Annotated in this window: 10 protein-coding genes; 2 read left to right on the forward strand and 8 right to left on the reverse strand. The window is 68.9% G+C overall.

Going from position 1 to position 12174, the window contains the following annotated elements; translation table 11 throughout:
* Nucleotides 1-65 precede the first annotated feature (65 nt).
* Nucleotides 66-1103: a TerC family protein gene (locus tag G8O29_RS07390; RefSeq protein WP_166402600.1), complete on the forward strand. Its 1038-nt coding sequence runs from the start codon at nt 66-68 to the stop codon at nt 1101-1103.
* Here the strand turns inward: G8O29_RS07390 and G8O29_RS07395 are convergent.
* The 7 genes from G8O29_RS07395 to G8O29_RS07425 form a co-directional block, all read right to left on the reverse strand.
* On the reverse strand, nt 1072-3396 hold the full coding sequence (locus G8O29_RS07395; protein ID WP_166402601.1) for a sulfatase-like hydrolase/transferase: 2325 nt from the start codon (nt 3394-3396) through the stop codon (nt 1072-1074). The genes G8O29_RS07390 and G8O29_RS07395 overlap by 32 nt on opposite strands.
* Nucleotides 3396-4808: a hypothetical protein gene (locus G8O29_RS07400; RefSeq protein ID WP_166402602.1), complete on the reverse strand. Its 1413-nt coding sequence runs from the start codon at nt 4806-4808 to the stop codon at nt 3396-3398. Before G8O29_RS07400 ends, G8O29_RS07395 begins: the two co-directional genes overlap by 1 nt.
* Nucleotides 4808-5698, reverse strand: coding sequence for a glycosyltransferase family protein (locus G8O29_RS07405; RefSeq protein ID WP_166402603.1), 891 nt, complete (start codon nt 5696-5698; stop codon nt 4808-4810). The genes G8O29_RS07400 and G8O29_RS07405 overlap by 1 nt, the downstream gene beginning before the upstream one ends.
* Before the next feature lie 139 nt (nt 5699-5837).
* Nucleotides 5838-6782, reverse strand: coding sequence for an alpha/beta hydrolase (locus G8O29_RS07410; RefSeq protein WP_166402604.1), 945 nt, complete (start codon nt 6780-6782; stop codon nt 5838-5840).
* 4 nt (nt 6783-6786) lie between these two features.
* A complete protein-coding gene (locus G8O29_RS07415; RefSeq protein ID WP_166402605.1) occupies nt 6787-7533 on the reverse strand; it encodes a hypothetical protein in 747 nt (248 codons plus the stop codon).
* A 51-nt stretch (nt 7534-7584) separates the two neighbouring features.
* Nucleotides 7585-8319, reverse strand: coding sequence for a hypothetical protein (locus G8O29_RS07420; RefSeq protein WP_166402606.1), 735 nt, complete (start codon nt 8317-8319; stop codon nt 7585-7587).
* Nucleotides 8312-9412, reverse strand: a complete 1101-nt coding sequence (locus G8O29_RS07425; RefSeq protein WP_166402607.1) for a GSCFA domain-containing protein — start codon at nt 9410-9412, stop codon at nt 8312-8314. The genes G8O29_RS07420 and G8O29_RS07425 overlap by 8 nt, the downstream gene beginning before the upstream one ends.
* Nucleotides 9413-9525: 113 nt before the next feature.
* Between G8O29_RS07425 and G8O29_RS07430 the strand changes: the two genes are divergently transcribed.
* Nucleotides 9526-10782, forward strand: a complete 1257-nt coding sequence (locus G8O29_RS07430) for a DNA polymerase IV (protein WP_166402608.1) — start codon at nt 9526-9528, stop codon at nt 10780-10782.
* Between the two features lie 493 nt (nt 10783-11275).
* Here G8O29_RS07430 and G8O29_RS07435 read toward each other — a convergent pair whose 3' ends face one another.
* A complete protein-coding gene (locus G8O29_RS07435; RefSeq protein WP_166402609.1) occupies nt 11276-12139 on the reverse strand; it encodes an N-formylglutamate amidohydrolase in 864 nt (287 codons plus the stop codon).
* Nucleotides 12140-12174 lie beyond the last annotated feature (35 nt).

Below are 12174 nucleotides of genomic sequence, written 5' to 3' on the forward strand. Positions count from 1 at the left end.
AGCCCGGGATCCGCACCCCAGCGATGGTTGACCTCCCGACGCGCCACCGGAAAGGCAAAGCGGGGATGGAATTCCTCTTCCTGACATTTCTGGCCAAGCCGCTGTGGCTGTGGCTGATGTTCCTGACGATCGTCGTCACGCTGATGGCCTTCGACCTGGGTGTGCTGCACCGCGACAACCACGAACTTGGCGTAGCCGAGAGCCTGAAGCTTTCGGCCTTCTACATCTTCATCGCCATCCTCTTCGGCGGCTACATCTGGTGGGCCTGGTCGAACGGGACGCTGGTGACCTCCGACGGCACCAACCCGGTCGCCAGCTATTTCCAGGGCTACATCATCGAGAAGGTGCTCTCGATCGACAATGTCTTCGTCATCTCGCTGATCTTCGGCTATTTCGCCATTCCGCGGAAATACCAGTATCGCGCGCTGGTCTGGGGCATCATCGGCGTGATCGTGCTGCGCGGCGTCATGATCGCCATCGGAACCGAGCTGATCTCGGCCTACAGCTGGGTGACGCTGGTCTTTGCCGCCTTCCTGGCCTTCACCGGCATCAAGATGCTGGTGATGCCCGAAGGCGAGACGGACATCTCGCAGAACCCGGTCGTGACCTTCGTGTCGCGTCACATGAACGTCACCAAAGAGCTGCACGGGCAGAAGTTCTTCGTCCGTCAGACCAACCCGGCGACCGGCAGGCTGATGCTGTATGCGACGCCGCTCCTGGTCGCGCTGATCGTCATCAACGTGGCCGACCTGATCTTCGCGGTGGACTCGGTGCCCGCGATCTTTCTGATCACCACCGACACCTTCATCGTCTATACCGCGAACATCATGGCGATCCTGGGCCTGCGCGCACTGTATTTCGCGCTGGCCGCCCTGGTGCACCGCTTCCACTACCTGAAATACGCGCTGGCCGTGGTGCTGATCTTCATCGGGCTGAAGGGGTTCTACAGCCATTTCTTCGGCAAGTTCGACCCCTTCCTGTCGCTTGGCATCACCGTGGGCATCATCGCGGCCGGGATCGCCTATTCGCTGTGGAAGACCAGCGGCAAGGGTGACGGGCACGACCCGCAGGTCAAACCGGCAGAGCAGGCGCCCCCTGCCTGATCTGGGCAGAGATGTCGTGGTCAGCGGGCACCCCGGCGATCCGCAGCACCGACAGGCCCAGCGTCACGTCCACCGACCCGTCCGGCCGCCGCGCGATGCGCGGCGGCTTCGGCCAGGCGGTCAGGTCATAGACCTGCCCCTCCTGCCAGCGGCTGACATGGGTCACTCCGCCATAGGCCAGCACGAAGACCACGGCCCCCGGCCCCGGATCGATCAGATTGACGCCGGTGCCCGCATGAACCGTGTCGTTGCCGCCGCCCAGCCGCACCCGGTTCCGCCCCGGTCCGGTATGCACCACGGATGACCCGTCGCCGTCGATGATCTCGTCATTGCCGTGGCCGCCGTAGATCCGGTTGCGCCCTGCCGTGCCGATGATCGTGTCGTCGCCCGTGCCGCCGTCCAGAACGTCCCGCCCGCCGCCGCCGATCAGCCGGTCGTTCCCCGCCCCGCCATAGAAGAAATGCCGCGCGCTTTCGGAAACCGAAATCGCGCGCAGCACGTCGTCGCCCTCGCCGCCGTAGAACGTCGCGCCACCATACTTCGGCCCGATCATCACATCGTTCCCGCGCGATCCGCGCACATCCACCACCACGCGCTCGGTCGTCTCGAAAGTGATCGGGCTGTCGGGATGCGCCACGATGCGCAGCACGCGGGGCGATTTCCTCGCCGCCTCGGGGTCCTCGTGCCGGGCCAGAACGGTGGCGATGCGGATGTTCTCCACGTTCATCGGGCAGTGCAGCACATAGCCATCCGGCCCGCCCAGATACCACAGCGTGTCGGTGCCGCCGTCCTTCGTCTCGCGGATCTTCTCGGCCTCGGCGCCATAGACCCAGTAATTGTCGTTGCCGCGCCGGCCCTCCAGCACCACCGAGCCATCGACGGCCAGCATCGCGTTCACGCCATCCGCCGGATTCTCGAAGCCGCGCAGGTCCAGCCCCAGCTCCAGCGCGCCCTTCACCAGTTCCGCGCGCAGGAACTCCATCGGCGCGGTGGCGACCAGGTTCTCGGTCTCGCCCGGGTCGGCCACCACGTCATAGACATGCTCTTCCCCGTTCGGATAGCGGAAGTATCGCAGATGCCGGTAGCCTTCGACCGAGGGCCGCACCGACAATGTCCCGAAGACCGAGGTGATCGGCGACTTCGAGGTGTCGAAGGCGCCGAAACTCGGGTCGATCAGCGGCAGCAGGCTCTGCCCCGACACCCAGTCGGGCCGGGGCGGCAGGCCTGCCAGCTGCATGATGGTCCTGGGGAAGTTGTGCAAGGACACCGGCAGGTCGATGACGCGGCCTTCCGTCATGCGCGGCGACCAGATGCCCAGGGGCACATGGGCGGCCGAATCCCACTGGCTCATCTTGTGGAAACTGTCGTGGTTCCCGAGGTTGAAGCCGTTGTCCGACAGGAAGATCACCGTTGTCCGGTCGCCCAGCGGCGAGGCCGCCAGCGCATCGAGAAACCGGCCGATCTCATGGTCCACATGGCTGATCGCGGCGAAATAGGCGCGCACCACCTGCCGCCAGCCGTCATCGCCACCCTTCTCGGGCGTCCAGTTGCCGTTGGCGATATAGGCCGCCTCATAGACCGCGAAACCGGGGGGCGGGCCGTAGTAATCCTCGGGCGCGGCGATGTCGGGCCAGCGGATCTCGGCGGGGTCATACAGCTGATAGAACCGGTCCGGGCATTCCAGATTGTAATGCGGATGCTTGAAGCCCAGCTGGATCAGATGCCTCCGCGCCGGATCGGCCCGGCCCAGGAAGTCGATCGCGTTCTGCGCCACGGTGTAATCGTAGAACAGATGGTCCTGCGACCCGTCGTCGTCGGGGTGGTTGATCCCCGCGATCCCCGGCCCGCGATCCAGGTAATACTTCACCTTCTCTCGCCCGCCGCTGTCGAAGGCCGGGACATCCTCGTGGAACAGCACCCGGCGATAGCGTTCGGGCATCGGCTTGTAGGTCGCATCGACCTTGCCGGTGGTGAAGGTGTAGAACCCCGCCCGGCGCAGGTCGTAGGCCCAGGCCTTCTCGGGCGGCAGCACCTGGCGCCAGAAGCGGTTCAGGTCCACCAGCCCGGTGCGGAACGGAGACAGCCCGGTGGCCAGCTCCGCCCGGCAGGGCGCGCACAAGGGGATCGTCGCATAGGCGTTGGAAAAGCGAACGCCCGCGTTCAGCAGCCGGTCCAGGTTCGGCGTCCGGATGCGCAGCCCGAAGGTGTCGCGCCAGGTGTAGACATCGATCATGTCATCCACCCAGATGACACAGATGTTGTCCCCGCGGATGCTGTCGGCGTCGAAGGCCATCAGCCCGTCAGCCTCAGCCGCGCCGGCAGCGCCCAGCGCCGGACCGCACCCGCGCCGAAATCGCCGCGCAGCGCGCCCCGGTTCGCGGGCCAGGGTCCGTCCCAGGGGCTGGCGGCATGGGCATAGGTGACGAAGACCTCGCCCTCGGGCCGGGCCGAGCAGGTCAGGATCACCGCCTTCGGATCGGAAGCGTCGATCCCGACCCCGGCGATCCGCGCCCCGTTCGTCACACCCTCCAGCGCGAAGCCCGCCAGGGGACCGGCCCCGAACGGATCGTCGCCGTCGATCACCAGCCCCTCCTGCGCCTCGCAGATCAGCCGGATATCGTCACCCGCCCGTTCCGCCAGCTGGATCGTCGGGCACAGCCACCTGCCGCCGCCCTGCACCGCCATTAGCGCCTCGGCCAGCAGCAGAGCCTTCTCGGCCCGGCCCTCGTCGGTCAGCCTTCCGGTGTCGTCCATGCGGAAGGCATAGGACGGCGCGGCGAAGACCAACTGGTGGTCGGCATGGTTCCAGGACAGCTCCCACTGACCGTCCAGCGCCGGGCCGCGCGTCACGGCCTGCGTACCGCAGTCGAAGGCCGCAAGGAAGACCGGCCGCGCCAGCCCCTGCTTCGCCATGCCGCGCGTGATCCGCTCCATCAGCGCGATCATCCCGTCGCGGTAGGCCAGCGCATCGCCGGACAGGTCCTCCAGCGTGTAGTCCAGCACCACCGCCAGCACCCGGGCCCCCACGCCCAGCCGACCCGCCGCCGCAACCAGGTTGGCGCAGGCGCGGTCGAGGTTCGCCACCGCCAGCCCGCTGCCCAGATCATGCGCCGAGGCCGCCATGTCGGTTTCCGTCCGCACCATGACCAGCGGCAGGGACCGGCTCCCTGCCCGCCGCCGCGCCAGGATCTCGTCGGCGATCAGCGCCTCGACCGTCAGCTCGCGCAGGGGCTCCAGCGCGTCGGTCGCCACCGCCTCGCCCGCGCCGCCCATGCCCACCGCACCGATGTCGTCGGCAGGGGCCAGCACATGCCAGGGAAACCGCGCCGGACCGGGCGAGCCCAGCCCCGCCCGCGCCCCGCCGATCCCCAGGATCGCCAGCAGCGAGCCCCGTGCCTCGGCAATGATCGCCCCGCCCGAGACATGCCGGCGATAGCCGCGCGGCCCGTCCGCCCCCGGCAGGTTGGCCTGAAACACCACCCAGTCCCCCTCGCGCCGGGGCGCCCAGAGATCGATGTCCTCGGGCAGGTCGGGCAGGGGCGGCGCCTCGACCGGCGCGGCGGGTCCGGGCAGGTCCAGCCGCGCGGCGATGTCGGCGATCACCCGGTCGGACAGCCGCAGCACGAGGCCCGTCTCGTCATAGCGGATCACGTCGCCGTTCTCGGCCCGGATCAGCACGCCTTCAGAGGGAATCCGGCCCGCCATCAGAACAGCACCCTGAATCGTTCCGGCAGACGGTAAACCCCCTTGGGCCGCGCCCCGCCGGGGGCGAAATAGACCACCTTCTTCTCGCGCCAGCCGTCCACCATCTCCTGGCGGAACTCGGGGAAATCCACCGTCTCGGCGCGCGGCGTTTCCTTCGACAGCGCCTTGTAGGTGTCCCAGGCGGTGTCCCAGCCGGTCTTCTGCCGCTCCACCTCTCCCAGAGCGCCGGACTGGATCACCCGCTGCTCGCGCCGCCTGGCCAGCCGCGCCTCGGTCATGTCGTGGTCGATGAAGCGCAGATGGAACAGGTAGAGATGCGGGTCCAGATGCAGCTTCGGATGGTTGGCGAAATGCCCGCCCGGCGCGATGTCGATCCGGTCGGCCGTGATGCAGGGCTTGGCGTAATTCGCGTTCAGCCGGAAGATGCGGCGCACCTCCAGGATGTTGCGCCCCTCGGCGATCGGCTCGGGCTCCAGCACCGGGTTGTGCACCATCTCGATCGCAAAGGGCGTGATGACCTTCGGCCCGCCCTTCACCGCATATTGCGCCAGATAGTCCGGCAGGCTGTCCGACACCGCCGGATCGACGCAGACGATCTCGTCCACATCGCCGACCAGCACCCAGTTGTAATAGTTGGTGAATCCGCTCGTCAGCCGCGACAGCATCTGCCAGCGCCGCTGGTTGAAGCAGTTCCGCGTCTCGTCATAGGGCAGGTAGATGACATTGCAGCCCGCGGCGATCCGCTTGTGTTCCGGGTCGCCGCCATGGGACAGGACAAAGCAGTTCTCCCGCCCCAACTGACGGCCATAGTAATCGACCCAGCGCGAGAGGAAGAAGTGATCCCCCCCCACCATGGTCATCGCCATCATCCGGCCGCGTGTCGTGTCCATTCCTGCTTTCCTGCCCGCCGCCCCCGGCATAGCATGAGGCCGAAGCCGGGGCCTAGGGTCTGCATGCGCCTGCTCGAACACTTCGTGCTCTCGTCGGTGGACCACCCTGAAAGGAGTGCCCGAAGGGCTCGACGAGCCGTCATCCGGGTGCCGCCTTCAACGCCTGCACCGCCGCCCGGCGGGCGCGGCGGATGAACACGGTCTCCTCCTCCGGCAGGTCGGTCCCCAGCCGCAGCATGGCATCCGCCGCCCGGATCACCAGCCCCGGCCGGCCCCGGCCCGCCGCCCCGGCCAAAAGCGCGCGCTGCCACTTGGGCACGCCGCGCCGGGCGCGGAAGGCCCGCCAGAACTCCGCAGGCACCGTATCGCCCGCGATCAGCGCCTCGATCAGCAGCGGGAAGGTCCCGGCCTTCAGCACCACCCGGATCGCCTCGTGCGTGCAGAAGGGCACCCGGACCAGCTGCACGTTCGGCCCGGACAGCCGCGCGGCATGGGCGCGGTCCTCGGGCACGAAGGGATCATAGACCACCACCGCCCGCCGGATATAGGGCACCGCCGCCGCCGCATCCAGGAACGGCATCCCCTCCCAGTTCGACTTGCGCACGGCGAAGGGAAAGCGGCTCTCGAACGGCGCGATGACCTTGTTCATCGTGGACTGCGGGCTGAAGGCCAGCACCCGTGCCTCGGGGATCAGCGGCGCGAAGTTCAGCGCCGCAAAGCCTCCCATCGAAGCGCCGGTCAGCACCACGCGGTCGAAGCGGCGGAAGAAGCCGCGCTCCTCCAGCCCGCGCAGCAGGGCCGGAGCCGTCGGCTGCCGGAACCAGTCCTTCGCATGGCTCTGCACCCCCAGCACGGCATGGCCCAGGGGCTCCAGCCGCGTCCAGGCCCAGGGGGGGCGCGGCCAGCCCTCGTCGATGGTGGCGAGGTTGTCGAAGGACACCACCAGCGCCCCGGCGGGCTTTGCGCTGCGGCCCTCGAACCACAGCTTTGCCTGTGCGCCTTCGACCAGGAAGCGATCGGCCGCCGCCGCCTGGTCCAGCCCCATCCCGGGCGGGATGTCCAGCGGCGCGACGGTCTGCACCATCGGTTCAGAAGCTCCAGCGGACATGGGCATGCAGCGCAGCGAGGGCGGCGCGGTCCTCGGGATCCTCCGATCCCGGCAGGCAGCGGTCGGGCCAGAACAGCACCTCGTGCAGGCGGGACTCTCCCAGGGTCTTGGCCAGGCCCGCCCGGTTCGACCGGCAGCCGATGAAGAAATCCGCCGGATGCGCCAGCCCGGGGATCGCCGCCGCGGCCTCGGCCCACTGGCCGTCCAGACCAAGGTGCAGGCGGCGCCCGTCATAGCCCATCACCGCCAGCCGTGCCCCCGGCACCGGCCGCAGGGGCAGCGAGATCCCGACCGTGGCCTGCCGGTCGGCCACCTGCACCATGCCGTCGCGCTCGGACAGGAAGATCATGTTCCGCGTCTGTCCGGTAAAGACCGAGGCCAGCGTCCGAGCCTCTCCCTGCGAGCGATAGACCACTGCGACCGTGAAAGCCTCGACCTCGGCGGCAAAACCCGGCAGGGTGAAGCCGCAATTCTCGCCCTCCCGGCACAGCATGGCACCCGGAGGGCCGGGGTCGAACCGGCTGTTGCCCGTGTTCGGACCTGCCGGAAGAGCGACGGTCGCCCCCTGCTCCTCGCGCCAGCCGGTGATGGCCGGCCCGTCCTGCACCAGATCGACCGCGCGCGCGATGAAGCGCGCCCCGCCGCTGCGCAGGACGGCCTCGGCCAGGCGCTCCGCATCCCCTCCGATCAGCGCCCCGGGCGGCAGTTTCGCAGCGATCTGAAGCATCCCACCTCCTGTAGCCTGCCATCTTGCCGGTCCGTTCCGGCCGCTGCAAGCCTATCCCTGCCGCGCCAGCGCCACCGCCCGCGCCAGCAGCAGCGCACCATAGGCGGCGTTGCGATGCTCGTAATCCGCCTTCGCCAGGTGGTCGGCGACGGCATAGGCCGGATCGGTGAACAGGCCCGCCGTCACCGTTTCCGCCGGCTGGCGCAAGAGGCGGATCCCGTCTGCGGCCGCGACCTCCTCCAGGATCTCCCAGAAGCGGGGCAGCCGATCGGGGATCAGCCCGGCCATGGCAGGGCTTATAGCCCCGGCGCGCGCCGGAGGGATGGCGGTGTAGAAGGCGACCGGCGACAGCAGAACCCGCGCCGTCCCGGTCGCGGCCAGCCCGGCAGCCAGCCGATAGCCCGACTGCCCGCGCAACCCGTCGGACAACATGCGCCGGGCAAGACCCGAGCTGACGAAGGGCCCTTCGGCCAGCGCCCCCAGCAGCCGGACGAACAGCCCCCAGACATAGACCCGCGCCCCGGTGACATGGATCACGTCGAAGTCCGCCGCGGGCAGGAAGGTCCGGCCCCTGGCGTTGAACTTGGCAAAGCGCCGGGCGGTGAAGTCGTCCAGCGGATGGATGGCGCCGTCGCGAAACGCGAGATACCGGAACCGGGTTCCGACATGGCCCCAGTATTCCAGATCGACGCCCGAGACATCGACCAGCCCCTGCGCCTCGGCCTGTCTCAGGCAGGCGTAGTGGCTGTCGCCGAAGATGCACAGCCGGGGCAGCCGCTCAGCCATGGCGCGGGTCCGGCGCGAAGGCCGCCAGGATTTCCTGTTCGCAGCGCAGTTCCTCGGCCTCGGTCAGCTCGGGTTCCAGAGCTTCCTCTGCCGGGCGCGGCGGCACCTCGGCCACCGGCGCCGCCACCGGCTCGCCCCCGAAGGCCGCCGCCTGATCGCGGAAGAACTGGGCCATCACGTGATCGACGCCCTCGGGCAGCACCGACCGCAGGTTCGGCGCGAAGAAGCGGCCGCGGTAGGCGGGATGGGTGATGATCTCGTAAGAGGGGAAGTAATCCACCCGCGCCTGGGTCTGGGCCAGCTCTCCGGCAACCGCGCGCAAGAGCGCCTTGGAATGGCTGGTCGCGGTCAGGACATGCTGGCCGGAGGCGGTGGCGGTCAGCGGCACCGGCGAGACGGTCAGCAGCACCGACAGGCTGCGGTTGGCCCGGAACATCAGCCGCAAGGCCGCCCGCATCTCGGCCATCAGCGCGGCGAAGCCGTGGTTGACGAACCGGTGCGCCTCGGGGTCGAACCGCCCCGCCACCGTGCCGGGACAGACGGCATATTCCACTCCGCTTGCCCGGTCCGCCCAGGCCTCGGTCAGCCCCATGGTAAAGACGAAGACCTGCGCCCCCCGCACCGCCGCGGCGATGGCGGCCAGCGTTTCCCGGCGCGAGGCGAAAAGCTCCTCGGGGCTGGCAAAGCCGCCGGGCTCCACGCCGGGGCGGAACGGATCGAAGAACCGGCCGTCCCGTTCCCAGACCTCCTCGGGAACCGCTGCCGCGCCCAGCGCCCAGCTCAGCCACTGGCGCAACATGCGCGGGGTGTAGATGTTGCCGGTGCGAAAGCTGAAGGTGCCGTAGTGGTAGTCCTTGCGCTGCTCGGGCGTCAGGCCCGCCGGTCCCGGCTCGAAATCCAGCCAGCGGTAGCACCGCGCCAGCAAGGCCTTCGAGAAATGCTGCGCAAAGCAGGACCCCGCCGTCACGATCCGCGTGCGCCGCCTGACCCGGACCTTCGGCTTCCACAGGCCTGTGATCTCCAGCGCGTCGCGACCGGCCACGGCGCTGCGCCAGAAACGGTCCTCGGGCAGGGTCTCGTAGGGATGCGACATGCGCGGGCGATCCTTCCTTTCCGACCGGATAAGGCGGCAGGGCGCGTGGCAAGGTCAACCGCTTTCGACACCTGCCCTCCACAGCCTGAGGGCGGCGTGGTAGCCTTGCCCACATGCCCAGCCTCTGCCGCGACTGCCTGACCCTGACCGACAGCCCGGTGGCGCGCTGCCCTGCCTGCCGCTCGCCCCGCATCGTGGCGCATGACGAACTGACCGCGCTGTCCATCGCCCACATGGACTGCGACGCCTTCTACGCCAGCGTGGAAAAACGCGACAACCCCGCCCTGCGCGACCAGCCCGTCATCGTCGGCGGCGGGCAAAGGGGCGTCGTCTCCACCTGCTGCTACATCGCCCGCATCAAGGGCGTCCGCTCGGCCATGCCGATGTTCCAGGCGCTGAAGCTCTGCCCCGAGGCCGTGGTCGTCAAACCCCGCTTCGCCGCCTATACCGAAGCCAGCCGCGCCATCCGCGCGATGATGGAGGAACTGACCCCCGCCATCGAGCCCCTGTCGCTGGACGAGGCCTTCCTCGACCTCACCGGCACCGCCCGCCTGCACGGCGCCCCGCCCGCCGTGCTGCTGGCAAGACTGACCAAACGGATGGAGGATGAACTGGGCCTCACCGGCTCCATCGGCCTTTCCCACAACAAGTTCCTGGCCAAGATCGCCTCCGACCTCGACAAGCCCCGCGGCTTCTCGGTCATCGGCAAGGCCGAAACCGAGTCCTTCCTCAAACCCAAACCCGTCCGCATCATCTGGGGCGTCGGCACCGCGACGCAGACCGCCCTCGAACAGGCCGGCATCCGCACCATCGCTGACCTCCTCCGCTGGGACCGCACCGACCTCACCGCCCGCTTCGGATCCATGGGCGACCGCCTCTGGCATCTGGCGCGCGGCCTCGACACCCGACGGGTGAACCGGGACGAGAAGCCGAAGTCGATCTCCAAGGAGACGACCTTCTTCGAGGACACCTCCGACCCCGACCTCCTCGACGGCCACATCTGGCGCCTGTCCGAACAGGTCGCCGACCGCGCCAAGGCGAAACGGCTGTCCGGCCGCACCGTGACGCTGAAGCTGAAGCGCAAGGACTTCCAGCTGGTCACCCGCCGCCACGCGCTGAGCGACCCGACCCAACTCACCGACCGCATCTATCGCGCCGCCCGCGACCTTTTCGACCACGCAGGGATCACCGGCCCGTTCCGCCTGATCGGCGTCGGCATCTCCGACCTCGCCCCCGAGGACCAGGCCGACCTCTCCCAGGACCTCCTCGACCCGGGCGCCACCAAACGCGCCGCCGCCGAACGCGCCACCGACGCCATCCGCGCAAGGTTCGGAGCGGAAGCGATCATCAAGGGCCGCGCCCTGCGCTGACCCGCTCCTCGCTCGCGTTCCGTATCGCTCCTCGCTGATCGCCCGTGCGCCGACGCGGCCCCGTAGGCTGGGCTACAGCGCACCGTTCCTGCACATCATTTCATGGTCGCCGGATGAGACTCACATGTTAACGCGCCGACAAAGGGGAATGTCTGCCGTTCTTCCGGTAGCCGGGCCGATGGCCGGTTCTGCATATGGACCCGACCACCCCGACACCCCCCAACCCGGGCAATACACCCCAACTGCCCCCCGAACCCACCATGCCGCACACCAGCCGTTCGGGTCCGGACCGACAACCTTTCATCTGTCCCCAAATATCCCCGCCGGAGGCCCTCCCGAGCCGGTTGGCCGCAGGCCAGAGGCGAGACAAAAGGCGCGCGCGTCAGCGCTCAATTTCAAAACCGCCCGCAGCGCCAATCCCTAACCTCCGGTAAACGCCCGCAACCAATCCCTTGAAATCATTCACCCGAAGAACCGCGCCGCGCGCGGCGCTTCACTCCGCCGCCAGCGCCACCCCCGGCGGCTGCACCAGCTCGGCCACCACGCCACCGATCAGCTCCCGGAACCCCTCGAACCCCGCCAGCGGCTCCACCCGGACCTCGTCCATGTAGAGCGCCCGGTCGATCTCGACCTGCACCACATGCACCCCCCGCGACGGCCTCCCGTAGGCCTGAGCCACATAGGCCCCGGCGAAAGGCGCGTTCCGGCCGACCCGCAGGCCCGCCCCGACAAAGGCGGCCTCGACCCGGTCCATCACCTCGCGCCCGGCCGCGGCCCCGTAGCGGTCGCCCAGAACCACCTCGGGCCTGGGCTGGCCGGGCCGCGTATGCGCCTCGATCGCCTCGTGCGGCATTGAATGGCAGTCGATCAGCACTGCCTGCCCGAAGCTGGCCCGCACCTCCTCGACCAGTGCGGTCAAGGCCCGGTGATAGGGGTGCCAGAACCGCCGGATCCGGTTCTCGGCCTCTGCCAGTGTCAGCTTGCCGCGATAGATCGCCCGTCCCCCGGCCACGACACGGGGAATCACCCCCAGCCCGGATGAAACGCGCGGATTGTGCGGAGCCCGGGCGATTCCCTCGATGACGGCCGGGTCCAGCTCGTCCGCGGCCCGGTTCAGATCGACAAAGGCCCGCGGCGCCCGCGCAGCCAGAAGCGGCGCCCCGAGTCCCGGCGCCATGCCGAACAGCCGGTCGACGAAGGCATCCTCCGAGGACCGCATCGACCGCCGGTCCAGCACCACCTGACGCAGGAAATCCGGCGCATAGTCGCATCCCGAATGCGGCGAGGCGAAGATCAGCGGCGAGATCCGGCGGGCGGGGCGGGTCAGGACATAGGCCTCGGTCTCGCTGCGCAGCATGGGCGCTCCGTTCGGGATGCATCGACGTCTCGTCT

Source organism: Rhodobacter calidifons (assembly GCF_011174775.1).
Taxonomy (GTDB): Bacteria; Pseudomonadota; Alphaproteobacteria; order Rhodobacterales; family Rhodobacteraceae; genus Tabrizicola; species Tabrizicola calidifons.

Bases quoted from the DNA above. Each gene is read 5' to 3' on its own strand.
- G8O29_RS07390 (WP_166402600.1), top strand. From the start codon at position 66: ATGGAATTCCTCTTCCTGACATTTCTGGCCAAGCCGCTGTGGCTGTGG.
- G8O29_RS07395 (WP_166402601.1), bottom strand. From the start codon at position 3,396: ATGGCCTTCGACGCCGACAGCATCCGCGGGGACAACATCTGTGTCATC.
- G8O29_RS07400 (WP_166402602.1), bottom strand. From the start codon at position 4,808: ATGGCGGGCCGGATTCCCTCTGAAGGCGTGCTGATCCGGGCCGAGAAC.
- G8O29_RS07405 (WP_166402603.1), bottom strand. From the start codon at position 5,698: ATGGACACGACACGCGGCCGGATGATGGCGATGACCATGGTGGGGGGG.
- G8O29_RS07410 (WP_166402604.1), bottom strand. From the start codon at position 6,782: ATGGTGCAGACCGTCGCGCCGCTGGACATCCCGCCCGGGATGGGGCTG.
- G8O29_RS07415 (WP_166402605.1), bottom strand. From the start codon at position 7,533: ATGCTTCAGATCGCTGCGAAACTGCCGCCCGGGGCGCTGATCGGAGGG.
- G8O29_RS07420 (WP_166402606.1), bottom strand. From the start codon at position 8,319: ATGGCTGAGCGGCTGCCCCGGCTGTGCATCTTCGGCGACAGCCACTAC.
- G8O29_RS07425 (WP_166402607.1), bottom strand. From the start codon at position 9,412: ATGTCGCATCCCTACGAGACCCTGCCCGAGGACCGTTTCTGGCGCAGC.
- G8O29_RS07430 (WP_166402608.1), top strand. From the start codon at position 9,526: ATGCCCAGCCTCTGCCGCGACTGCCTGACCCTGACCGACAGCCCGGTG.
- G8O29_RS07435 (WP_166402609.1), bottom strand. From the start codon at position 12,139: ATGCTGCGCAGCGAGACCGAGGCCTATGTCCTGACCCGCCCCGCCCGC.